The sequence below is a fragment of the Chitinophaga niabensis genome, from assembly GCF_900129465.1.
Taxonomy (GTDB): domain Bacteria; phylum Bacteroidota; class Bacteroidia; order Chitinophagales; family Chitinophagaceae; genus Chitinophaga; species Chitinophaga niabensis.
Window position 1 is genome coordinate 2,282,653 of record NZ_FSRA01000001.1, and the last position, 24,826, is coordinate 2,307,478.

Annotated in this window: 19 protein-coding genes; 9 read left to right on the top strand and 10 right to left on the bottom strand. The window is 45.7% G+C overall.

What is annotated here, in order from left to right:
• Window positions 1-169 precede the first annotated feature (169 nt).
• Window positions 170-1,096 carry a hypothetical protein gene (locus BUR42_RS08800; protein ID WP_234979628.1) on the bottom strand — a complete coding sequence of 309 codons (927 nt, stop codon included), beginning with the start codon at window positions 1,094-1,096 and terminating at the stop codon, window positions 170-172.
• A gap of 42 nt (window positions 1,097-1,138) precedes the next feature.
• Between BUR42_RS08800 and BUR42_RS08805 the strand changes: the two genes are divergently transcribed.
• The 3 genes from BUR42_RS08805 (at window position 1,139) to BUR42_RS08815 (ending at window position 3,758) form a co-directional block, all read left to right on the top strand.
• The gene (locus tag BUR42_RS08805; RefSeq protein WP_074238875.1) at window positions 1,139-1,492 is read left to right on the top strand and encodes a hypothetical protein; all 354 of its coding nucleotides are present in this window, start codon (window positions 1,139-1,141) and stop codon (window positions 1,490-1,492) included.
• Window positions 1,493-1,500: 8 nt separating this feature from the next.
• Entirely contained in the window at window positions 1,501-2,154 is a 654-nt protein-coding gene (locus tag BUR42_RS08810; protein WP_074238876.1) for a hypothetical protein, read from the top strand.
• Window positions 2,155-2,243: 89 nt separating this feature from the next.
• Window positions 2,244-3,758 (top strand): family 43 glycosylhydrolase, encoded by a 1,515-nt coding sequence (locus tag BUR42_RS08815; RefSeq protein ID WP_074238877.1) that lies wholly within the window; start codon window positions 2,244-2,246, stop codon window positions 3,756-3,758.
• Window positions 3,759-3,842: 84 nt separating this feature from the next.
• Here BUR42_RS08815 and BUR42_RS08820 read toward each other — a convergent pair whose 3' ends face one another.
• A complete protein-coding gene (locus BUR42_RS08820; protein ID WP_074238878.1) occupies window positions 3,843-5,408 on the bottom strand; it encodes a family 43 glycosylhydrolase in 1,566 nt (521 codons plus the stop codon).
• A 153-nt stretch (window positions 5,409-5,561) separates the two neighbouring features.
• On the opposite strand from BUR42_RS08820, the gene BUR42_RS08825 reads away from it, so the two are divergent.
• From BUR42_RS08825 to BUR42_RS08845, 5 genes are all read left to right on the top strand, one after another.
• Window positions 5,562-8,729 (top strand): ligand-binding sensor domain-containing protein, encoded by a 3,168-nt coding sequence (locus BUR42_RS08825; RefSeq protein ID WP_074238879.1) that lies wholly within the window; start codon window positions 5,562-5,564, stop codon window positions 8,727-8,729.
• Between the two features lie 6 nt (window positions 8,730-8,735).
• Window positions 8,736-9,503 carry a response regulator transcription factor gene (locus tag BUR42_RS08830; protein WP_074238880.1) on the top strand — a complete coding sequence of 256 codons (768 nt, stop codon included), beginning with the start codon at window positions 8,736-8,738 and terminating at the stop codon, window positions 9,501-9,503.
• 61 nt (window positions 9,504-9,564) lie between these two features.
• Window positions 9,565-9,933, top strand: coding sequence for a nuclear transport factor 2 family protein (locus tag BUR42_RS08835; RefSeq protein ID WP_074238881.1), 369 nt, complete (start codon window positions 9,565-9,567; stop codon window positions 9,931-9,933).
• A 50-nt stretch (window positions 9,934-9,983) separates the two neighbouring features.
• Complete coding sequence (locus BUR42_RS08840; RefSeq protein WP_074238882.1) at window positions 9,984-10,373, top strand: hypothetical protein; 390 nt, start codon at window positions 9,984-9,986, stop codon at window positions 10,371-10,373.
• A gap of 71 nt (window positions 10,374-10,444) precedes the next feature.
• Window positions 10,445-10,714: a hypothetical protein gene (locus tag BUR42_RS08845; RefSeq protein ID WP_234979629.1), complete on the top strand. Its 270-nt coding sequence runs from the start codon at window positions 10,445-10,447 to the stop codon at window positions 10,712-10,714.
• A 114-nt stretch (window positions 10,715-10,828) separates the two neighbouring features.
• Here BUR42_RS08845 and BUR42_RS08850 read toward each other — a convergent pair whose 3' ends face one another.
• The 5 genes from BUR42_RS08850 to BUR42_RS08870 form a co-directional block, all read right to left on the bottom strand.
• The gene (locus tag BUR42_RS08850; RefSeq protein WP_074238884.1) at window positions 10,829-15,649 is read right to left on the bottom strand and encodes a DNA repair ATPase; all 4,821 of its coding nucleotides are present in this window, start codon (window positions 15,647-15,649) and stop codon (window positions 10,829-10,831) included.
• Between the two features lie 13 nt (window positions 15,650-15,662).
• The gene (locus BUR42_RS08855) at window positions 15,663-17,690 is read right to left on the bottom strand and encodes a flotillin family protein (RefSeq protein ID WP_074238885.1); all 2,028 of its coding nucleotides are present in this window, start codon (window positions 17,688-17,690) and stop codon (window positions 15,663-15,665) included.
• A 63-nt stretch (window positions 17,691-17,753) separates the two neighbouring features.
• Window positions 17,754-18,425 carry an OB-fold-containig protein gene (locus BUR42_RS08860; RefSeq protein ID WP_074238886.1) on the bottom strand — a complete coding sequence of 224 codons (672 nt, stop codon included), beginning with the start codon at window positions 18,423-18,425 and terminating at the stop codon, window positions 17,754-17,756.
• Window positions 18,426-18,431: 6 nt separating this feature from the next.
• The gene (locus BUR42_RS08865; RefSeq protein WP_074238887.1) at window positions 18,432-19,142 is read right to left on the bottom strand and encodes a PspA/IM30 family protein; all 711 of its coding nucleotides are present in this window, start codon (window positions 19,140-19,142) and stop codon (window positions 18,432-18,434) included.
• A gap of 23 nt (window positions 19,143-19,165) precedes the next feature.
• Window positions 19,166-19,558, bottom strand: a complete 393-nt coding sequence (locus BUR42_RS08870; RefSeq protein WP_200798238.1) for a YbjN domain-containing protein — start codon at window positions 19,556-19,558, stop codon at window positions 19,166-19,168.
• A 103-nt stretch (window positions 19,559-19,661) separates the two neighbouring features.
• On the opposite strand from BUR42_RS08870, the gene BUR42_RS08875 reads away from it, so the two are divergent.
• On the top strand, window positions 19,662-20,339 hold the full coding sequence (locus tag BUR42_RS08875; RefSeq protein WP_074238889.1) for a helix-turn-helix domain-containing protein: 678 nt from the start codon (window positions 19,662-19,664) through the stop codon (window positions 20,337-20,339).
• A gap of 71 nt (window positions 20,340-20,410) precedes the next feature.
• Here the strand turns inward: BUR42_RS08875 and BUR42_RS08880 are convergent, their stop codons facing one another.
• From BUR42_RS08880 to BUR42_RS08890, 3 genes are all read right to left on the bottom strand, one after another.
• Window positions 20,411-22,759, bottom strand: a complete 2,349-nt coding sequence (locus BUR42_RS08880) for an FdhF/YdeP family oxidoreductase (RefSeq protein ID WP_074238890.1) — start codon at window positions 22,757-22,759, stop codon at window positions 20,411-20,413.
• A 7-nt stretch (window positions 22,760-22,766) separates the two neighbouring features.
• Window positions 22,767-23,606 (bottom strand): formate dehydrogenase accessory sulfurtransferase FdhD, encoded by an 840-nt coding sequence (fdhD, locus tag BUR42_RS08885; RefSeq protein ID WP_074238891.1) that lies wholly within the window; start codon window positions 23,604-23,606, stop codon window positions 22,767-22,769.
• Between the two features lie 120 nt (window positions 23,607-23,726).
• Complete coding sequence (locus BUR42_RS08890; protein WP_074238892.1) at window positions 23,727-24,704, bottom strand: hypothetical protein; 978 nt, start codon at window positions 24,702-24,704, stop codon at window positions 23,727-23,729.
• Between the last annotated feature and the right edge of the window lie 122 nt (window positions 24,705-24,826).

Sequence of the window (24,826 nt, forward strand, 5' to 3'; positions counted from 1 at the left end):
ATGCGGGATTTCCTTGATGAAGTGTTGTTGCTTTTACCGGGTTATTGATGAAGCGCTTTACCGGGTTATAGATGAAGTGCTGTTCCCTTTACCTTGTTATTGATGAAGCGCTTTTACCGGGTTATAAATGAAGTGCTGTTCCCTTTACCTTGTTATTAATGAAGCGCTTTCACCTGGTTAACTGATGCAGGACCTGAAAGCCGATCCCCATTGTCATCATCCGTTCCTTTTTGTTAGCCAACAGCTGCTGCGTCCAGTCCAGCAATCCGCCATCGCCGATCTCATACACAACATCGTTCAGTACTATTTTCATCTTTATCCTGAAGCCATAGTAGTAATTATTACTATTGTCCGGCTCAACAACAGAGATTGCCGGAATATCCGCTATCATGCTGCTCAGGCTGTCGAATCCTTTGGCCGGGATGATCTCAAAGTACATCTCCTGTATGCCAAAGACCTCTTTGCAGATCCGGGATGACATGGATATTTGTTTCAGCAGTTCTTCCCGCTCAAAATTAAAACTACCCGTATCCATGCCACAGGAAACCAGGCAAAGCACCGAAAAATGAGGAGTGAAATGAGGATTGGAAACTGCCTGTGTGCGCAGTACCCTTGAAATATTGCTATAGTTGCAGGTTGTTTTTCCTAACGCTCTTTTTTTCTTTAACCAGGCATAATGCAAGGCTATTGCGTTGGTGGGGTCTGCCTGTACTTCTGTATTCCTTAATGCTGTGAGTACTTTCTTCTGATCCACCGTAGCTATCACACTGCTCGTTCCCAACTGGGCAACCGGTGAGAGTTCTACAGGCTCAAATCCTTTTGACGCTAATAACTTATAGCAGCTTAATTCATCCTCTTTAAACTTTATAACATCTGTTTCAAAAGGTTTAACCAGCTTATTACGGGCATATTTGTTCAGCAAAGAGGAAGCCGTTTCCTGTTGAAGACGTTTGCTAAATACATCCAGCAGGATGGTATTCAATTCTGAACCGCTTAGTTCGGCAGATAAGACATTGACAAAGCTCTGCAAATCTAACCTGCTGATAATATGAGTGCTGATATTCTTTTTCATATTTTCCAGGAGCTGTAAGTTCAAATTTATCTGTATTTTCGGAGACACCCTAAAATCTATGAGCTTATGCCCGAAAGTTTTTTAAAAGAAGAACATGGAACTGATCGTGCCGGAGGTAGGCTTATTCCAATAAAAGCAAAACTGACCTTGAAGAGAACTGAAGAAGGCGGGCGGAAAAATGGTATTATCAGTGGCTATAGGCCAAATCATGTTTTTGAGTACGATAAAAGTGGACAATTATTACAGACATTTATTGGCGACATCGTTTTCGAAGGACAAGCGACCATTGAACCTGGTGAAACAAAAGATGTAATCGTTCGCTTCCTGGTCAACCAACCAATAGAAAAATACCTTACCAAGGGAAGAAAATGGTGGATCCATGAGGCATCAAAAGTTCTTGGAGAGGCTATAATTTTATAGATCATTTTATGGATCAGGTAATAAAACAAACATTAACGCCAACAGACATCCTTAATATATTTATTGAACAACACCGGCTCTGCAGTCCGCTGGACCCTGAAGCAGACCCAGGTGAAGAACTTTCCTTTCTCTCTACCATTGATGAATGGAGGAATGCAAGAGACCTTTTACCATGGCAACCGCTTTCTGTGGTTTTAAATGAAGAATTTCAGATCTCAGCAACAGCGGTAGAATGGAAATCAGTGTTAACCCCTTCAGACATCAAGACCTTAAAAGACGTTTGTGCATTAATTTCAAGTCATGTGTCCCGGCAGAATATCCTTCCAAAAAAGTTGTTCGGGCAGGAATGCCTTAGTGCAGCTGTTTTTCTGACTTTAAAGAAATACCTGGAACAATGTAAGGTAAACGTAACAGAAATCCGGCCATCTACGCCCGTAGCCCCATACCTTGAAAAACATTTCTCTGAAATAATGCAGCAAACAACCATTATTTCAAATGGTAAAAAAGTTTTTGAGCAGTTGGATATCAAAATAAAAAAACCGGGACTTCTGAACTACATAAACATCTTCGGCAAAGACCGTTATACATTTCTGACAGGGGATATAAAAACATTCAGGGACCTGGTTTTAAAGATCATAGCAGTGAACCAGGAAAAGGTTTAGTATCCTGCAAAAACAAGTTGCATGGTGTAATAATTTATTGTATTTTAATCCTGTTGTCCACGTTACTTTAATCGTTAATCCAAAACTCCATGAAAACAAACATCACAATTTGTTTGCTGGGCTGCCTAAGCCTTGCGCTCCTCTCTGCGTGTCAAAAAAAGATCGCTCTCGAACGCCCCCTGTTGCTTAGTATGGTGGATAGTGTTTCAGAGGACGATTTTAATGTTGAAAGTACCTTCACCAATCCGCTGAAATCGAGCGGCGCCGATCCCTGGGTGTCTCAAAAAGATGGGAAGTATTATTTCACCTATACTCAAGGGAGTAAACTGGTGCTTTATGAAACAACCGCCATGTCCGAACTGGCATTGGCCAAATACGATGAAGCCTGGGTACCTCCAACAGGTATGCCCTACTCTAAGAACATCTGGGCGCCGGAGCTGCATTTCCTGTCTGGCAAATGGTACATCTACTTTGCTGCGGACAATGGCAGTAATGCCAATCACCGTATGTATGTAGTAGAGAACAGCTCAGCAGATCCCATGCAGGGAACCTGGACGCTGAAAGGAAAAGTAGCCGATTCTACCGACCAGTGGGCGATAGACGGAACCGTTGTGGAGTATGGCGGGCAATTGTATATGTTATGGTCCGGCGGTAACGCAGGTGCTGCACCACAGCGGATCTACATTGCTCCCATGAGTGATCCCTGGACAATTTCAGGCCCCAGGGTTGCTATCTCCAGCCCTTCTTATTCCTGGGAAATGAATGGCAGCGCCATCAACGAAGGACCGCAACCGATCATCAATCCAGGCGGACAATTACTGGTGGTATATTCCGGCAGTGGCTACTGGGTGGATACCTATTGCCTGGGATTATTAACGCTTCAGGCAAATGGCGATCCGTTGAATCCTGCGCATTGGGTTAAAACGTCCACGCCTGTTTTCTCCATGAATGCTGCCAGCGGTGCCTATGGGCCAGGGCATAATGGATTTTTCAAATCGCCTGATGGTACGGAAGACTGGCTTATCTATCATGCACGTAGCGCTGCTGGTGGCGGAGGCCGTAATGCACGCATCCAAAAATTCACCTGGAATATGGATGGTTCGCCGAACTTCGGGATCCCCGTCGCTATTAATTCTCCTGTAACCAAACCTTCCGGAGAACCCATACGGTATGTCTATAAAAAAGCCACCTGGTCTATTGCCGGTTACAGTTCACAGGAGCTTAACAATAACCGGATTGCTACCAAGATCATAGACGATAATGTATTAACTCCCTGGATAGCACGTTATTCCTCTCCGGCAACCAGTTATCCAGACCATTGGATCGCAGTGGATATGCAGGATACGATCCCTGTAGATGGTTTCATTTTTGTGCAGAAAGATGGCGACCGGAAAATAAAGGATATGGAAGTGCTGGTGGGCAATGATAATGCAACATGGGAAAGTCTTGGTACTATCCAGTTGCTGAACCTTCATCCCAACAAACAGTATTTCACGCTTCCGGTGAGAAAGCAGGCCAGGTATTTTAAACTGGTACCGGTTTCAGGCCACGATACGCAGCCGCAGCCAGGTTTGGCAGAAGTGAGTGCTTTCATACTTGATTAAATAAAGGAAGCCCCGGTAAACCAGGGCCTCGTTCGTTTTAGTAGAATTACCAGAACCTTTCGGGTCTGATAAGAGCATCTTTAATCAATCGCCAATCGGGATCGGATTACTAACACCCGTTGCCTGGGCAGTGCCGAAGTTTGGTGACCCATCTGTATTCCATGTTAGTTTTTGCATCCTTGCTGTTCTGGAACCACCGGTGGTGGCGGCTACACTGCGTGCATGATATACAAACCAGTTTTCAGTATGTAACACCCCGTTTGCATCCGTATAACTACTCACAAAAAAACTGTTGTGGCCCGGCCCATACACCGCATTTGCATCGTTCCTCACGAAGACCTGTTTTTTATTGATCCAATCCGCTGCTACAGTAGGGTTCCCGCCGCTTTTCAATTGTATTTGCGCCAGGCAATAGTTATCGCTCGTGTAACGGCTGGCGGAATATATTATAAACACCGGGCTGCCCGCATCTTTTTGTAACATGATGGGCCCTTCATTAACACCCAGTCCTATGGAACTGGGCTCATGTTTTTCCCAGGTATTGGTGGGTGATGATATGGCCACCCTTGCACCGCTTATTGTCCATGGGTTAGACATGGGGGCCAGGTAGATGTATTGTTTAAACTTAGTAGCCTCGCTTTCCCAGCCAGACCATATAAAATAATTGTTCGTACCAATGGTCAGCACAGAACCATCAATTGCCCACTGGTCCGTTGCATCAAAGATCTTTCCTTTGAACGTCCAGGTGCCGGTTGTGGGATCCGCATTGGCATTCTCCAGTACATACATGCGGTGATTATCTCCCGTTGCTGCATCATCCGCAGCAAAATAGATATACCATTTGCCTGACAGGAAATGCAATTCAGGAGCCCATATGGCAGTGGAATAAGCGGTGCCGGTGGGAGGCGTCCAGACGATGGTTTCTGTCATCGCTGCTAATAAGGACATGGATGGGGTTTTGGTAATGCCTATCTTATTGCCTTTGGTATACAGGAAATAATAATACCCGTCTTTCTGCGCTACATGAGGGTCTGCACGGCTGGCATTCACCAGGGGGTTCACAAAATAAAGGTTACGGAATTCAAAGAGGTCCTGCGTACCTGTTACACTGCTTTTCTGCCTGAGCTTCCTGCCAGGCACCGTATCGTCAGGGTCCAGCACCATTTTCATGCCCGTTTGTTTATTGGTGAGTGAGAAAAGATTAGTACTGCCGGCGGAATAGGTAATAGCCCAACGTTGTGCGTCTGTGCCACTATCCGTTCCCTGCTGCAATACATCGCCTGAAGTGGCAGATGGGGATTCCAGGCATTTATTACTGGTAACATTGATCACCTTGTAATAAGTGGCATCTGCCTTTACCAGCTTCCATTTCTGCCCGTTATTAGGGAACCATCCCCATTGCTGGATTTTTGCACCGGCAGCAGTGGAGTTGCCGGTTACTTCAACTACAGGGCCATTAGGTAACGACACTACGGGCCGGATACGATAAATACCACTGTCTATCACTGTTCCTAATGGAGGTGCGGCACTTATCAACTGATCCGGCAGGCGGAGCTTTTCTTTTGTGATACTGTCCGGCTGGTTCTTTTGACAGCCGGCTGCCAGCCATGCGATGGCAATCAGGATTTTGGTAAATAATACTTTTTTCATGTGGAATTGTTGTTAGGTTATCAATACAGGACTTACTGCCAGTTAAAATAAATAATAGCCGGTGCTTAAATTGTTCAACTTTTTGCCTGTTTGTCTCATGCCTGAACTAGCCTCATGTAAACAGTTGATTTTTATTATATTTGGTTACCCGTTATGCGATTATACTTATGCTCCCTTTTATTAAGCCTGGTGTTACTGCTTGCAACGCTACCCTGTTGCGGAAAATACTATTTTACACATTACCAGGTTGAAGATGGATTGGTACATAATGCAGTGACTTCCATTCTACAAGACAGCAAAGGCCTGATATGGATCGGTACCCGGGGAGGGTTAAGCAGGTTTGATGGTTATACTTTCAAGACCTGCAAAAATTCCCAAAACAAATTTGGCAGGATAGGGAACAATCTGATCACAGTTATCACCGAGGATAAAAAGGGCATGTTATGGATCGGTACGGGTAAGGGCATTTTTATGTATAATCCCTATAATGAAGTTTTTACCTTACTCGAAGCTGCCCCGCAAACCTACATCAGCCACTTGTTGACAGATAGCGATAACAATCTATGGTTCGTTGCTAATTATTCCCTCTACAAATATGATCAGGGTGAAAAAAAGGTGGAGCATCTGAAGATCCAGGCATCCTGCATAGCCCTTGACAGTAGCAGGAACCTATGGGTAGGTAATGATGATGGCGTTATTGGCATCTACTCACATGCCAGCCGTGCTGTTGCCCGGATCCGGATAATTGATCAGCGGGTACCTGCAAACATGCGTTCCATCAGCAAAATATACCCTGTCAATGAAAAGGAGGTCCTGGTAGGATGTTTTAAACAGGGGCTGAAAAGTTATAACACGGCAACGGGAACCATCAATTCTTTACCTCTTCAGCACAACAACAAAACCGATATCTATGTAAGGGATATTACGGCGGGCTGCCATGAGCAATACTGGATAGCCACCGAATCAGGGATCTACCTGTACGACCCTGCCACTAATACCAGTCAAAACCTGCGCAAACAGATCAGCGACCCTTATTCTCTTTCAGACAATGCGGTGTATACAATCTGTAAAGATTCCCGGGGAGGTATGTGGGTGGGTACTTATTTTGGCGGGTTAAATTATTATTCAAAAGAAAATGCACGTTTTGAAAAATATTATCCCCTGCAAGGTACCAATTCCATATCAGGCAATGCCGTGAGAATGATCTGCCCTGATACAAGGGGTAACTTATGGATCGGTACGGAGGATGCGGGGATCAATCAATTTAATCCCAAAACAGGGCTATTCACACATTATGCTGCCACCGGGAAAAAGGGAGATATTTCCTATCCCAATATCCACGGCCTGCTGGCCCTGGGCCACCAGTTGTTCATTGGCTCGTTCTTACACGGCATGGAAGTAATGGATATGCGTACCGGAAAGGTAACTGACCATTTTGAATTCATTGGTGATAAAAATGATAAGGTGAGTGACTTTGTGCATCGTTTCTATTTCACCAAAGACAGTACCTTACTCGTTGGTACCGCTTACAATGGTTCCGGCCTGTTCCATTACGACAGGAGGCGCAGGACCTTTAACCGCATTAAACAGATCCCGTATAACTCGTATGTTTTCGATATCACGGAAGATAGCGAAGGGAATATCTGGACGGGCAGCGTATCGCAGGGAGCGTTCTATTACAATCCCAAAACCGGCCGGCAGGGGAATTTCCGCTTTGGCGATACCATCAATGAATTTCCCGTACATTATATCTTTGAGGACAGCCAACATTCCCTCTGGTTTGCCACTAACGGTGGCGGCCTGATAAAATTAGCGCCGGACAGGAAAACCATCAAAAAATTCACCACAGAAAACGGCCTGCCCAGTAATGTGGTGTTCTGTATCCTGGAAGACAGTTCGAAACATCTATGGATAAGCTCATTAAAAGGGCTTATATCCCTTGATATGGGTACAGGCCAGTGCAAGACCTATACGCAACCGGACGGGCTCATAACAGATCAGTTCAATTATAATTCCGCTTACAAGGCCGCTGACGGAAAAATGTATTTCGGCTCTGTGAAAGGAATGATCGCTTTTAACCCGGCTGAATTTGACCGGAAGAACGTATCTCCGCCAACCTACATTACCGGGTTTAAAATAGACAACAGGGAGATAACACCCAGCGATAAAGATGGCCCACTCCACAAGTCTGTGCTGTTTACAGATACCATTGTACTCGCGCACGATCAGAATAACTTCAGCATTGAATTTGCGGCGCTGAACTATTCCTCCGCCAGGGCCACAAAGTATAAATATTTCATGGCCGGCCTGGATAAGGAATGGACCTATCTTAACACCAACAGGAATGCCTGGTTTACAGACCTTTCACCGGGGAATTATACCTTTACCGTACGTGCGGAAAGTAATGTGGGCGATTGGACCGGCGAAGAAAAACGTCTTTTCATCAGCATTTTACCTCCCTTCTGGAAGAGTGGTACGGCCTATATATCGTATGTATTTTTATCAGGAATAATACTATTCCTGCTGGTCCGCTATTACCACAGTTACCTGAACAGTAAAAACCTGGCTAAACTGCAACTGTTCGAACACCAGAAAGAAAAAGAGATCTACCAGTTTAAGATTGATTTCTTCACCAATATTGCGCATGAGATACAAACGCCCCTCACGCTGATCGTAGGGCCCATAGAAAGACTGATAAAAATGGCAGAAGATCAGCAGCCTATTAAAAAGGGCCTGCTCACAGTTCAAAAGAATGCCCACCGGCTAACAGACCTCACGGGGCAGTTGCTGGATTTCAGGCAGACTGAAATAGAGCAGTTCGGATTAAACTTTGTAAACGTACACATCAATAAGCTGCTCCGGGAACAAACAGACGCATTCAGGGAATTCGCTAAAGAGAACAACATCCTTTTAACTATTGATCTTCCCGAAACCGATATTGTAGCATTTGTAGACCGGGAAGCCCTGGTGAAGATCTGCGCAAACCTGCTTTCCAATGCCATTAAATATGCCGCATCTTCCGCAACCGTAAAGATGGCATCGCTGCATACCGGTGATGAAAAATTCACTATCAGCTTTTGTAACGATGGCAAAGAGATCCCCCTGGCATTCCGGAAAAAGATCTTTGAACCGTTCTTCAGACTGAACAATAAAACAAAGCCCGGAACAGGCATCGGATTGCCATTGGCGAGGTCATTAACAGAACTGCACAAGGGATCATTAGAACTGGTTTCCGGCAATAGCAACAATATTGTTTTCGAATTAACATTACCCATACATCAGCAGTTCGAGTTTAACCTGAGCGGCTGGAAAAAAGTATAAATAGTTATGACAGAGAGCATTTTAGTGGTAGACGACAACCGGGAGATCCTGGAATTTTTATCAGAAGTGCTGGGGGATACCTATAAAATACACCTGGCAGAAAGTGCTGAAATAGCCCTGCAGGTGATGGACACAGAAGTGATCCAGCTCATCGTATTGGATGTTATGCTGCCGGGGATGGATGGTTTTGAGTTATGCCAGCTGGTTAAATCCAATGTTGAATACTGCCATATTCCGATCGTACTATTAACCTCGAAAAATAGCCATCGTTCTCATATAACAGGGCTGGAAGCGGGTGCAGACGCTTATATCAGGAAACCCTTCTCTCCCGAGTTCCTCCAGGTACAAATTGCGAACCTGCTCAACAACCGTTTGAAAATAAAAGCGCACTTTGCCACCTCCCCTTTTGAAGATGTACGGGTGATGGCGCATTCCAAAACAGATGAAACTTTCCTCAAACAACTGGATGATTATATTCGTAAGAACATCCAGGATTCTCAAATAGATATTGATAAGCTGGCCGAACATATGAATATGAGCCGGCCTACTTTTTACAGGAAGATCAAATCCCTTTCCGCACTATCGCCCAAGGAACTGATTGATATCACCCGGCTCAAAAAGGCAGCCGGCCTCATTGCAGAAAACGCATACAGCCTGGCTGAGATCTCCCGGATGGTTGGTTACAGCACACAAAGCCTTTTTAGCAGGAATTTTCAGAAACATTTTAAGGTATCTCCCAATGAATACCTGAAATCACTGCCATTGGCCAAATAGCCCTGCTGCAAAGTCCGGATAACCCCCTTTCGAAGAAAAAGCAGGGCCTTAAATTTGTTTTATGAAAAAAACACTAACAACCCAGGAAGTAGCAGCCAGGTTCAATGAACTGGCTAAACAGGAAAAATGGTTTGAGATCCAGGACGAACTCTTTGCCGAAAACGTAAAGAGTATAGACCCTGAGCACTCTCCTTATTTTGGAAACGCTGAAGGAAAGGCTCCCGTGCGCAGGAAAGGTGAAGACTTTGTATCGCGGATCAAAGAAGTTCACAGCCTTTATACAGGCGAGCCTGTTGTTACCGGCAATCATTTTGTGGTAGTAAGGGAGAAGGACATCACGGTGGAACCGCATGGAAGGATCCAGATCCATGAGATCATGCTGTATGAAGTAAAAGACGGGCAGATCGTACTGGAACAGTTCTTCTATTGAGGATACCAAGTTTCCTTGTAACTTTTGTTTTGCTCCTCCGTTCCACAAGCATGCACAAAACTATACTTATCCTTGGCTTAATTGCCTTTGTTGCCTGTAAGAAAAGTAAAACGGAAGCACCTCCTCCTGAGCCTCCCGGCCCACAGCAATACCACCCGCTTTCTATTGATGGCTTCTGGCGGATCGTGATCGATAATAAATACGGGCCAAACGCGATCGCCTTCTATACCCGGGACAGTATATACGAAAGGCGCTCTGCATTGACGCCTGGTATGAAGGAACAGGGACAGTTCCATACCCGGAGCTATGGTAACCCGGATAGCCTGGAGGTGCACCTGCTGCATGATACACTGATCATCGAGCGGCTGGATAATTCACGGATTGAGCTTACTGCAGGAGATTCAACACGGGTGTATAGAAGGTATACTATGCCGGGGTAAGCAGCAATGGTAAGGTTTTTGTTTCACATATCATGGTTCCCGTTCTAAAGGGGATTTTGAATATGGAAAAAATGCAGAAACTGGAACTGATGGATAAGATCCAGCGTGAACTGGAAGACCTTCAAAACAGTCAGACCTCGATACTGAAAAAAGTATCTCAGATAGCGGCAGACAACATTACGCTGGGTGCGGCTTTATTAGACGAGAAACTGCCGGAGCTGCAGGATGAGGTGGATACCAGCCTGAATGTTATCAAAGAATTGTCTGAAGCCTTCGCTGCTCACCGGGATAAATTCTTCGCGGATAATAACCTCGCGGCCCAGGTAGATCCTACTGCCTGATGTTCAATGGTGTGGTATAACCCCATTTCCGGCAATATATTCCCCGGAAATGGGAGAAGTACGCATGTTACGCCCAGAAAAAAAGGCCACCATTGCTGGTGACCTTTTCTGTTATTACTTCTTACTCATTGCGTTGGCGATGGCCTCCAGGTGTTCGTTAAATGAACTTAACTGCATTAACATCTGCCCGGAAGTATCGTTGGCTTCCAGCCCGCCGAACTTGTTGTTCTTCCTGAAGATCTCTTTGATATGTTCCCAGCGTGCGGCTTCTTCGGCAGACAAAAACCCGGCAAGTTCCTTCAGCTTGAGCAGGTTCGCTTCTGCATCGGAAGTGAGTGTTTGTGATTCGCCTTCGTAGTGCGAGCGGATCAGGGTATCAATTTCCTCCACATTCATGAGCGGCACTACTTTACCTGCCATTTTATTCATGTTCCGGTAAGAACCCTGCAATTTGAAGGCAGGTTCGGTACGGTATGCATCTTTCATAGCGGCACTGGCAATGTATTGCTCATTCACACGGATCACAATATCGCGGATGCGGAGAATGTTTTTGAGTACCGCTACGGCATCATCGCATTCCTGCGAACTGTAGTTGCCTTCCAGTTCAGGCAACAGATCGTTGCCGGTTTCAATGCCTTCAATCAATTTGTACAGATCATCGAAGCTGCGGTTGGCGATGCGTTGCACGAAGCTGTTTTCTGCCACGCTGTTTTCGATCAGGCTCAGCCTGAAAAGCTGGTCCGATCCACCAATTACATCACCCAGGTTGTATACATCGGCGCGGTTGGCCAGCATGTCCGGGATCTTAAACTGTTCGCCGCTTTCCGTGTAGGGGTTGCCCGCCATTACCACGCAAAAGCGCTTGCCACGCAGATCGTATGTTTTGCTCTCGCCTTCAAATATGCCGTCCATTTTACGCTGCCCATCGGCCAGGGAAATGAACTTCTGCAAAAACTCCGGGCTGCAGTGCTGGATATCATCGATGTATAACATGACGTTATCCGCCATTTCAAAAGAGAGATTGATCTTCTTCAACTCTTCTCTTGCGCCGGAAGTAGTAGCCTCCAGCGGATCAATGGAAGTGATGTTGTGCCCGATGGTAGGGCCATTGATCTTCACAAAATGCAGTCCCATTGTTTTGGCCAGGTACTCCATCAGGGTGGTTTTACCATATCCCGGCGGCGATACCAGCAGCAGCATGCCCATTCTGGCCGTACGTTTATCGTTGCCTGCTGCGCCGATCTGTTTGGCCAGGTTGGCGCCAATCAATGGAAAATATACTTCGTTGATCAAACGGTTCCGTACAAACGAGTTCAGCACTTTAGGCTCAAATTCCCGTATCTTCAACTGCTGGCGGTACTGCGTGACCAGCTGTTCTTTCTGTTGGCTGAACGCCGCAAAGGCAGGCACAATTGTTTCAAAATACCCACTCAGCTTTTGCATGAAGAGATGAAAGTTCAGCACATACTTCCCTCCTTCCCGGATAGCCGGGTGGGTACCTTTGAGGCCTTCCAGCACCAGGCTGTCTGAAGCCGCTTTTTCCTTATAGGCATGCTCCCTGAACAACAGCAAACAAACTGCCTCATCTACATACTGCTCATCTACAACCTCCTGCTGAGATTGCAAAAATGCGAGCAGCCAGCTGCGGATCATGTAAAAACGTTCCAGCGTACTGAATTCCGTATTATCCGTTTCTTTCAGGAATACTTCAGCGCGTTTTTTCGCCTGCAGGTATTCTTTGAATTCCTTCTTCAAATGGGCGGCCTGCTGACTGCAGGTGAAATTAGGTGTTACCGCCAATTCCCTGCACAGGTAATCTGCCACATCCTGCGCATTTACGGGTGTGGGAGATGGCAACGACAGTTTAAACCGGTCGGCAATCTCCTTTTCCACGAAGGGCGCGCGGTGGCTTTGCGGGAAGCTTACCTGGATAGTATGCGCTGCCGCGATAAGCTGTTGCAGTTTGTGCTTAACAGCATCTTCCAGTGCGAACCAAAACAGTTGCGCTGCTACGCGTACGGCGGGGTTGAACTGGAGAATGCCCAGTTCTTCCTGTAATGTTTTCAGGCCTTTTGTGATCAGCAAGGCATCTGCATTGTGCACGCCTTTGAGGTAAGCGGCGGCATAATCGCGCTCTGTACGATCGTTGATGTATGTTTCGTAATCGCTTTGTGCAAATGCCTGGTACGCCAGGTATTCAGAGCGGTACACGGTATTGTTCTCGGAGATCAGTTCCTGCTCCCATATGGCGCGGTGCTGATAAAGTGTTTCGGACGTTACTTCCTTGTAAAAACTGGTACCGATCAGGTGATAGAACAGGCGTTCGTTACGGCGGATAATTGTAAGGTCCAGCACCTGTTTGTTCACTACGAACTTATAAGTGCCCAGTGATATGATGTTGTTGCCATCGGCAAACAATTCCGATTTGTCCCGGAGGTTGCGGAGGGCACTCTCCTGGGCCACCTTTACCAGGTTTTCCAGGTTTTCTGCTTTGGCCACATCACCAAGGCCTTTCAATTCCTCCACGAGATCGCGCACTTTGTCGATCATCAGATCTGTGGAAAAGAAGGCGTAAATGCTGGCTTTATCGTTGAAAGACTGTGCTTTGTTTTCAATGTTCTTTAATACCCGTATACCGATCTGTTCCAGTGCGGTAGCCCGTTTGCTGATCTGCGCCATCAGCATTTCCTTCTTGCCGTTGAAAGCTTTGATCACTTCGTCGCGCTTATCAGCAATCTTGTTAACGAACGCTTCAAAGTCCGCGAACTTGCTTTCCAGCTCTTCGATCTGTACGCTGATCTTTGTAAAATAGTCTTCGCACTTTTCGGGAGAGGTGGACAGATCGAGGAAATTAACGGTGCTTTGGTCCAGCAGGGTTAACTGCGCATAGAATTCTCCGGTGGACTCTTTGGAACGTAATGCCGTGGTTACCCTTACCAGGTCTGCTTTTACTTCGTTCAGTGAAGCGAAGATCAGCGAAATTTTTTCTACGATCCGGGTGGTTTGGGTGGTATCGCCAATTTTGAGGCTGTTGAGAATGTCTATCAGCATTTCGAGCCCGGCTGCAATGTTCTTCACAGCATCGTCTACCGGTATGGCATCCACTACTTTGGTTACGCCGGCCACGGCCTGCTTCTGCACAGCCACTTTAGCCTCATATGGTGCCAGTGCTTCTTCTTTCAGCAGGAATTGAATAGTGTCCTGCGATAGCGAACTGTTATATTGCTGCAGCGTTTCCTTCAGTGCATTTACCGCATCCGCATTAATGTAGCGGATATTCAGCAGATCGATCACGGCGCCCTGCATGCTGCGGATGGCAGCCAGCAGTTCCACCAGCTGGTCCAGGGAGGTAACGGTTACATTCTTAATGTTGATCACCAGCTGCTCCACCTTCTTTTCCACTGCCTGCAAAGCTTCCCGGGCGTGCTGGCGTTGTGCCTGCACCTTCGCAAATTCATCGATGGCGGTGTCCGCAATTTCGCGGATATTGGCCAAAGGAGCGGCCATATTGAAGGTAGCTTCGTCCTTTATCCAGAAGTAGGCATCCAGCAGGTCGTTGGCTCTTTTGTAGATATCTTCATAGAGATTTTCGTAACTATCCTCCTTCTGCAACAGCAGGATCACCTCCTGGCTTTCGCTCATAGCACTTACAATATCTTTGTTCCCGATCTTGTAAAGTACATTGCCGGTCATGGCGGTATTTTCCTGGAGAGCCGCCGTATACGGCGTTTGCCAGATCTGCACCTGGTGGTGCCTTACCGCTTCGTTTTCCGAGCGGAAATACACCAGCGTACCATCATTGAATACTGTGAAGCCATTACAGATGATGGGTGTTTCCACCTGCTGCGCAATCATATTGTACGACATCAGCAGGTAGGTATTGGTAGTTTTCTGGTAGAAAATGTACAGAAAATCTTCTCCGTTAGGCGATGCAATGCTGCGGACAAATTCCAGGCCCACCAAATCCGATTCGAATATTTTGTGTTCTCCGTTCTGGAGATAATATCCGTTGGCGAAGATCACGCCCTGATTGTCTGGCAGCAATACGCCTGCATCTACCAGTGCGGGGATAGGCACAACCTGCTTGGTGCGTACATTGAAAATATACGCGCGAAAAGTTTCCTGGTAGGGCTTTATTTTAATGGCGATCAGGTTACCCAGATCGGCATAGTGATATTCCGCATCATCGAGTTGCTGATCACTGTTCTGCACCGGTTCGGAGAAAATACCTTTTCCTGTGTCTGTGTTGTTTTCAATTTTGAAAGTGATATCGCCGTGAAGGGCTTCAATAAAAACCTTGTCCAGCACCGAAATATGCGGATGCCTGCCGAGGCGGCGGTTGCTCAGATCTGTCTGGATCCAGTCAAAATCGTGCTGCGCTGCTTTCTTTACTTCATGAATACTACGATCGTCCACATACAACAACTGATGCTCTTTTATCAGCCATTTGAATGCTTTTCTGTCGTCCGGGTTCTTGCTCGTCTGGAAGATCATGTAGAGATAATTTTCCGTGCGCACGAACCGGGCGAAGATGGAATCGCGGTAGTATTTGTACAGATTGGTGAAATCCGTGATGAAGCCGGCATCTTCTATCAGTACCAGCGGCTGCGGCTCAAAGTGGCTGCCACTGAACTTATAGATGCTGAACACATCGCTCAGTTTGATATCTTCTCTTAAACCAAAATGAACGTTATAGGCAAATATGGTCAGGTTACCGAGCGCTACGATACCACGCGCCACACCGTTATTTTCTGTGGTGATACGCTGGTTGGCGATGAGCTGGAAGCCTTTGGAATTGAATATTTCCTTACGGGCAACGTTCAGTTTTGCCAAACGCTGCACCAGGTCCTGCCGCTGCTCGTTTAAACGGTTCCGGATGATCTCATACGTACCTGCATCCAGTATGGCTGTTGTGTTGTTTTCAGTACCTGCCATGCTATCTTCTTAATTACAACTTCTTATTAGATATACCCAGGCTATTAGCCAGTGCTGCCAGGTTCAGCAGCGAAGAGCGGTCGCTTTCCGTGCTGTTCTGTTGCATTTTCAGCAACAGGCTGGAGATTGTCAGGTTTTTAATATCGTTGGATGAAATGTTGTATTTATCCGCAAAATCCCGGATACGTACCAGCAGATCGCCACCATTGGTGCCATCGCCGAGGAGGGCCGTTTTGAGATGCGTAGCATGTTCGCTTTCGTTGATCAGGCGGTCGAAACCTTTGGCATTTGATACCTGGTTGATGATGTTCTGGAAGAACATGGTTTCACCACCTACGATATCAATCCTGGCAGATTTGAGTGCATCGCCCAATACAGCAGCCTGTGCATCTGCAATATCTTTCTGGATACTGATCTGCGCCAGTGCGATATCTTTTTCTTTGGTGAGCAGCAATTTGAACTCTTCGTGCTCCTTGCCTACTGCGTCCAGCTTCTTCATGGCTTCCGCTTTTTCTTCTATACCTGCAGCTTCCGCCAGGGCTTTCTCTTTGGTTACTTCTGCCTGGGAAAGACCTTCCTTTCTTCTCGCCTCCGCCACTTTCTCAATGATGTTGGCATCTGCGATACCTTGCCTTTCTGTAGCCTCTGCTTTGGCAATCATTACTTCAGCTTCAGACAAACCTACAGCAGCTTCTTCCCTCGCCTGCGCTTCCGCCAGCATTTTGCGGGCTTCTGCTTCCTTGATGGCTGATTCTTTCTTCGCTTCCGCGTCGATCACCATTTGTTTGGCTTTTTCTTCTGCCGCTTTCTTTTCAGCTTCGGCAGCTTTCACCGTGTAGATCAGTTTTTCTTCCGCCTGCTGGGTGGCTTTAGTGATACCTACTGTTTTCTCACGTTCAACACCACGGAAGGCTTCCAGGTCTTTTACACCCTGTTGTTCTTCCACCACACCTTTCTCCAGGCGTACGCGGTCGCGGATCACGTCCTGGATATTTTTGCGTTCCACCTCCAGGGTTTTCTCCTTTTCGATCTGCGCCAATGTTACAATTTTCTCACGCTCAGTGGCTTCCAGGGCGCGGTCTTTCTCCACTCTTTCTGTTTCTACCGCATCCGTACGTTGTTTATTTTTCTCCGCAATGATGATCTGGCGAAGTTTGTTTTCTTCCTGTACTGCCAGCGATTCATCTGTTTTAATACGGACAGATGTGGATCTGAGGCGTTCCTCTTCACGCACCTTTATGATCTCTGCATTTTCGCGGGCACGGATGTTGTCGATCTCTCTTTTCTGCTTCTCTTCTTTCTCCGCCATTTGACGCTCCAGTTCAAGGATAGCTTCCCGTGCTTCCACGTCCTGCTTCTTGATCACTTTTTCTTCCTCCCGTTTGATCAGGTTCGCTTTGATATTTTGTTCCGCTGTGAGTTCGGTGATCTTTTTGATACCCTGTGAATCAAGGATGTTCTGTGCGCTCAGGAATTTCATTTCCGTTTGCTCCAGGTAGTCGATGGCACAGTCATCGAGGATATAGCCGTTCAGATCGGTACCGATGATGTTGAGGATCTCTGTTCTGAATTCACGGCGTGCTTCGTACAGTTCAATGAAATCAAATTTCTTACCAACGGTTTTCAGGGCTTCAGAGAACTTGGCCTCAAAAAGGTTGCGCAGCGTGTCTACATCACTGGCCCTTTCCGTGCCAATGATCTGTGCCACGTTCAGTACGTCGTCTATATTTTTGTTCACCCTCACAAAGAACGCTACTTTGATATCTGCACGGATATTATCCTTACAGATCAAACCATCCGTTTCCATCCGGTCGATCTGCAGTTTCTTAACGGAAATATCCATGATCTCCATTTTGTGCAAAATGGGGATCACGTACATACCTCTGTTAAAAGCCACTTTGCCGCCACCTACACCGGTACGTACAATAGCTTTGCCCTGAGGTATTTTCCGGTACCATGCAGCGAAGGCATACAGAATAATGAACAACAGAAAAACAACACCGCCAACAAACAGCAAGGTGATTCCTCCTAAAGCTCCCATAGTCTTGAATTTGATTTTAATGTTAAGATTGATGTATTTTCATTCAGGTAAAGAGAAGTATGCCTACACAATATTTGCCAGGTTAACTTCGGGCACTACGATATAATATTTTTTATCCGGCGATTCATCCATGATCATCACATCAGCATCGAAGCGGATGGCTTCACCGGTTTTGCTTTTTACGTTGATCCGCATTACATCCCCCTGCACTTTCAGTTCCGCGAACCCAATGGTATCGCCGGAGATGCTGGACAGCATGCGGGCATTACGGCCCAGCAGGTCCTGCGCCTCTTCTCCGTTATAGCCCATGGCGTGATATAATTTAATGAGTGGTTTGGTAGCGAAGCGGGTAATGATAAAAGCTACGAAAATAACGGGTAACAGGATGAAAACGGACATCCAGCCCCAGGTAACAAGGTTAAGCACAATGGACGAGGCCAGCGTAATAATCCAGGCTATTAGTTTGAAAACAGATAAAACGATCATGAAGGGTACTTTGCCTACGTTCACAAAGGACAACAGTTTATCCCAGGTGGAGCTGTCGCCTCCGTGGTCGAGGTCTGCATCGGTATCCACATCTACATCCGTGTCAATGCCGTCTGCATCCAGATCGCCATCGCCCAGTACACTGCCGAAAATGAGGTTAAAGATCCAGTATATAACGGTAACGCCGGTGGTTACCGTCATGATGGCGTTACTGAGCGGATTAAATAACAGTTCAACTATATTAGCCATAGATCATCAGGGATTATCAGCGATACCCAGTTTTTCCTTGATCGCTTTCAAGTCTTTTTCGATAGATAAAGCGTCGTCTTTTAAAAGTGTATCCAATTCATCTTTCAGTGTATTCTTTTCGCGGGCAATTTCACCATAGGCTTTGGCCAGGGCTTCCTGGTCTTCTACCTTGGCTTTCATCCTTTCCAGCATGGCAATGGTTCCGTTATTATCCAGCTGGGCGAGTTGTTTATTCACCTGTTCGGTAGCTTTGCTTACTTTGGCCCTGGCCTTGAGCGTTCTCAGTTCCTTTTCCCACTTATCCATATTATCCCTGAGGATCTCCGTGTTTCGGAGCATCTCGGCGGAGGATTGCTGTAAAGCCACTACCTGTGTGCTCAGTGCTTCGGATTCCGTATAAAATTTACGGCGTAAAGAAAGCGCTTCCCGGGCTAATTCTTCTGCTTTCACCAGGTCAACTTGTCCAGCCTGGGCTTTTTGCATGATCAAAATAGCTTTTTCTCCATAATTAAGCGATTCTTTCTGGCAATTGGCCTGTTCATTTTCCGTGCGGATAGCGAGGGCCTTTACTTTCGCGTAGGCTTCCGTTGCGTCCACCAGGTCTTGCCGCAATTCACGCAGCCCCTGCTCCGTCATTTTAACAGGATCTTCCATTTTTTCCACCGCGGCATGTATTTCCGCCTGGCCTATTCTGAAAAGTCGTTTGAAAATGTTCATGGCTTAATGTTTTATTTATATTCCTATAATTTCGAAAAATCAATGATCTGTTGCGAATATTCGCTTAGCAGCAGGCCCAGGGAGTTGATCGCACCTTCAAATTCATTAAAGTCGATATTCCCCAGCTGCATGGTGTAGCGGAACAACACTTTATTACCTTCTTCATTAATAACAAAGGCACCGTGTATGGTATCCCTGTTCTTCTGCAGCAGTTTTTTAAACATTTCCGCATGATCCCCGCGGAACGAAAAAAGGAACTGCTCCATAATTAAGATAGGTGGAGCGATGCCGATGATCAGGTTATTAATACCATCAGGCTGATTATCGATCTTCAGGATGCCATTCTGCTCGTTTTTATAAACGATCCGGCAATTGAGCCTGGTAGCAAAATCTTCAATGGTATCGATATAGTTCATTCGGGTTGTTTTATTCATTTCCTTATCAAATGTACAAAAACAAAACACAATTGCAAATTAAATTAGCACAATAGATAAAATAATTTGCCTTATATTTGTGGGGATGACAAAAATAGGAGCCAATATCAAGAAGATAAGAACAACGAAAGGCCTTAGCCAGCAGGCTTTTGCCGATCTGTTTGAACTTACCAGGGGGAATATTTCGTCTTACGAGGAAAACCGGGCGGAACCGCGGATCGATACCGTGGTACGCATTGCCAATCATTTTTGCATTCCGCTGGATAATTTTGTGAAGCAGTCCCTGACTATCAACGAGATCCTGCAATTCAACGGGGACAAGCTCATCGATGATGCCAACCGTATCATCAACCTGCAGATGCGGGAGGTGCCCTTTATGAACGATAATATTTACATGAAATGCAGTCACCGCGAGCTGCAGTTTAACGAATGGGGCACATTCCCGAAACTGGTACTGCCGGAGGCGGGCAACCTGCAGCTGGTGGCGCTTACTTTTAACCACAACATTCCCCGTCATGCTTCTACTTCCCAATTCCAGGTGAACGATGTGTTGATCTTTGAAGAAGTAACCCAGCAAAACATTCATTTATGCCAGCATAAAACAGGGCTGTATGCCGCCGAACAGGAAATTATGATCGGACAGTTTGAAATGAAGGACGGGCAAATAGACCTTGTATTAAATGATTTCAAGAAGCATCGTTTTAATTTCAAACAGGAGAAGTTGTTCTGGAAGCTGTTTGGGGTGTATCAGCGGGTAGGCTGATAACCTGCGCTGCATTGATCAGGAAAAGGTTTGCGCTGCCATTGACCAGGAAAGGGTTTGCCCTGCATTGATCAGGAAAAGGTTTGCGCTGCCTCCAGTTCTTTCACCCGTTCGTATATTCCGGGGCTGTGTTTTCTGATCTTAATCTTCACATATTTTGAGGCGGGCATATTACTTTCCTTCACCACATTATTAACGGAAACCAAAACGTTTGTCTCAGGGAAATAGGTCACCGTATTTTTCTCAGGTATCGGGTACGCAATGATGATGAATAAGGGGGCAATCCGCTCTTTGTTATCATCGTAGTTGAAAAGATCTACCTTATCCCCTGCTTTGAAACCTGCCTTCTCAATATCCTTTTCATTCATAAATATTACCCGGCGTTCGTTCTTAACACCCCGGTAACGATCATCCAATCCATAGATGGTAGTATTAAACTGATCGTGCGTACGGGTAGTAGCCATCATATATTCATCATCCGCAAGGCTGGTTTCAGGTAAACCTGTTAGCGTAAAGGGAACATGATTTCCAAATTCTTCTGTAATAAAGTTCCCATCCCGCGCCGCATTAGGCAGATAGAACCCTCCTTTTTCCCGTACCCTTTTATTATAATCCTCAAAGCCGGGGATACATCTTTCAATATCATCCCTTACTGCGTCGTAACTATCCGCATAACGCTGCCAGTTTACAACGGTGTTCCGAAGTGTGGCTATTGCCAGGCGGCAGGCAATCTGCGTTTCGTTAATAAGGTTATCAGATACAGGCGTTAACATTCCTTTGGATGACTGCACAACGCCCATTGAATTTTCTGTGCTGATGATCTGTAATTCTCCATTTACAATATCGAGGTCACTACGGGATAAGGTAGGCAGGATAATAGCCTCTTTGCCGTGTATTAAATGCCCCCTGTTAAGTTTTGTGGAAACCCAGGCTGTTAAATTCAATTTCCGGATTGCTGCAGCGGTATAGGTAGTATCCGGCGTAGCAGATAAGAAATTCCCACCCATACAAAAAAGCACTTTCAGCTTTCCCTCCTGCATTGCTTTTATGGCCCTGACTACATCATACCCATGTTTGCGCGGAGGGTTAAAGCCAAAAACCTGCTGCATGCGGTCTAATTGCGCATTGGTGGGTTTTTCATTGATCATCATCGTTCTGTTCCCCTGCACATTGCTATGCCCTCTCACCGGGCAAACGCCGGCTCCTGGTTTCCCTATACTTCCTTTTAATAAAAGTATATTGAGCATTTCTTTGATCATGTCTACCCCATTGGGCTGCTGGGTAATACCCATCCCCCAACATATAATTATGCGTTTTTTATATGCCAGCATCTGAGCGGCTTCATAAAGATCTGCCTGGGATACACCGGATGCTTCTGCCAGCTCTTCTAAAGTATAATTTTCAAATTGCCGGATAAAGGCATCATAACCTACGGTCTTTTCTTCTATAAATTCACGGTCAATTACCTGGCCGGGGGATTTCCCCTCAAGATCGAGTAATAACAATTCAATGGCCTTTAACAATGCCATATCACCATTTATTTTCACAGGCAGGTAAAGGTCCGCCAGCTTACCGCCATGGCCGATAACACCACTAATCTCCTGGGGATTTCGGAAGCCCATTAATCCGGCTTCCGGCAAAGGGTTTACGGCGATGATCTTAGCGCCGTTCCTTTTACCCTTTTCCAGTGCACTCAGCATCCTGGGAGCATTGGTACCCGGGTTTTGCCCGATGATCATAATTACATCCGTATCGTAAAAATCTTCCAGTTTTACCGTTCCCTTTCCGATCCCTATAGTAGGACGCAAAGCAGTTCCCGATGTTTCATGACACATATTGGAGCAGTCCGGCATATTGTTGGTGCCATACTCTCTGACAAAAAGCTGGTAGACAAATGAAGCTTCATTGCTCGTTCTCCCGGAAGTGTAAAAAGCAGCCTCATCCGGGGAGTTCAATGCGTTCAGATGACTGGCTATCTTCTTAAAGGCATCGTCCCAGGTGATCGGCTGATAATGGGTTCCGCCTTCCGGGAGATACATAGGTTCCGTTAGCCTTCCTAAACGGCCGATTTCGTAATCATTCAATCTGGCCAGGTCATAAACGGAATTATCTTTAAAGAACTCCGCAGTTATTTTTTTGGTGGTGGCTTCTTCAGCCAAAGCCTTCACGCCATTCTCGCAATATTCACCGAGGGGAGATCTGTCATCATCAGGGTCCGGCCATGCGCAGCTTGAACAATCAAAGCCGCCAAACTGGTTCATTTTGAATAAGGCTTTTGTTCCGCGAAGAGGTATGCCCTGCTCAAAAAGATCCGCCAATGCTGCTTTAACAGCAGGAATACCGGCAGCCCATTTTTTCAGCGGCGTTAGCTTCAGGCCGGTTAATTTATAGGGGTTTTCTGGGTTGGGTTTTTCTTGCATGTTATTCTCATTTAAAATTTATTTGACCTGCATTGTAGATATTAAACCTGTTTTCCTTCAGGAATCCCAGGAGCGTCATATCAAATTCTTTAGCAAGCTCTACGGCCAGGCTTGATGGAGCACCGATAGCGGCAACAATTGAAATGCCTGCCATGGCTGCTTTTTGAATTAGTTCAAAACTTGCTCTTCCGCTAAGGAGTAAAATATGCTGGTTCAATGGCATCAGCCCTTCGAACAACGCGCTGCCGATCAATTTGTCCAGGGCATTGTGCCTGCCTACATCTTCCCGTAACAGCAGCAATGATCCATCCAGGGAGAAAAGGCCGGTTGCATGCAGGCCACCTGAGGCGGCGAAGCCTCTTTGTGCTTCTCTTAATTTATCCGGCAACTGGAAGAGGAGATCGGTAGACAGGTTTAACTGAGGTTTATCTAAATGACAAAATGCGTTGACTGTTCTTATGGATTGGATGGAATCTTTTCCGCAAACACCGCAGCTGGAAGTTGTATAGAAGTTCCTGTCCGATTGTACCAGGAAAGGTATGAATCCTTCTGTAAGTTCTACCATCACGGTATTATTGGTGTGGGAGATGATTTTTATATCATCTTTGGAAGAAATGATGCCTTCTGTGAATAGGAAACCAGCAGCCAGCTCCTGGTCGTTGCCGGGGGTGCGCATGGTAACGGAGATGTTCTTTTGCGTTCTGTTTATTCCGGCATCATAGGCGATCTTTATCTCCAGGGGCTCTTCCACGGAAAGTATATCGGAAAACTCTGAGATTGATACGCCATCCATCCTTCTGATAACAACCTGTTTGATGGAAGGCATTTCAAGACTGTTTATTTCCATGATCAAATTATTAATGTGCTCCTGAATTTACGATATTAGTGAGATACGGGGAACAAAAAGGCCGCCTGATTTCTCAGATGGCCTCAAAGTTCGCCGGGAACCAGTGCCCCCGTACGATACTTATAGCGAAAACACCTTATGAAAAGTTTCCATAATAACTTTCAGGGTAAAGGAATAATTTTTACCTGATGAATCGCTTAATTCAACACGCTCCTTTTCTTCGTTTACTATCACTTTTGCAATTGGTCCCAGACCTATAAAATCTTTATTTAAGCGTATTACAAAACCTGATACAGGATCAATAATAAACAAATTCACGTCTCCTGTATTAATACTTTGTTTCACCAATAAGAACTCACGGATCATTTGAACTTCATCAATTGAAGGCCATCTTAATTTATCGTTTGCGTCAAAAAGCCTGTTATCGTTTACAAAAACCCAGCTATATCCTTTATTGTTCTTAATCACAACACCATGCGAAGTTGTATAGATCCGGTTTTCACCCTCTCCTTTTGTGATCCTGAAACCTTTGTGGTTATGTGGGTTGTAATCAATCCAAAAAGATGCTGATTTCATTTTGTTAAAATCAAAGCCAGGTGAACCTTCTGTGTTCTTCAGCAACTTTTCGTACTTATAATTACTCAAAATCGCATAGTAGCCCTGGGGGATCTTTGGCTCTCCTGGTATCCATGCAGGCGTATACTTTGTTGAAAAATCTACCAGTTGTGATCCTTTCAGGCCAACCTTGTTGGAACAAGCCTCTATTAACCAATTTAATGATGCGTCAATAGTATCTTTCCTGCTAAATAATATCTCCCCGATTGATTCACTACCAGAACTACCTATGACATCGGGGATATTGCAAATTCCAAAGAAGCTCCCAAATGAATAAAACATAGAAAAATCGTATTCCTTCTTTGTTTTGCCGTCAAAATATTGAATTTCCTTTGATGAAAATGCAGGGCCTCCATCCTCAACTATAGTAACCTGGTCTATTACACCATCTTTGTTGAAGTCTCTTTTACGGGACTGGGGCTGGCCATATGTTGAAATGGATAAAAGGAGAAAGGAGAACAGGCAGATTGTTAATTTATTCATAGGTATCCAGGGCTATTTAATTAAGCCGAATTTACGTTATTAAATCCTAACGCAAAAAAAAGGCCGCCTGATTTCTCAGATGGCCTTAAAGCATCCCCGTTTAGTTTTTCAGGGAATCATCC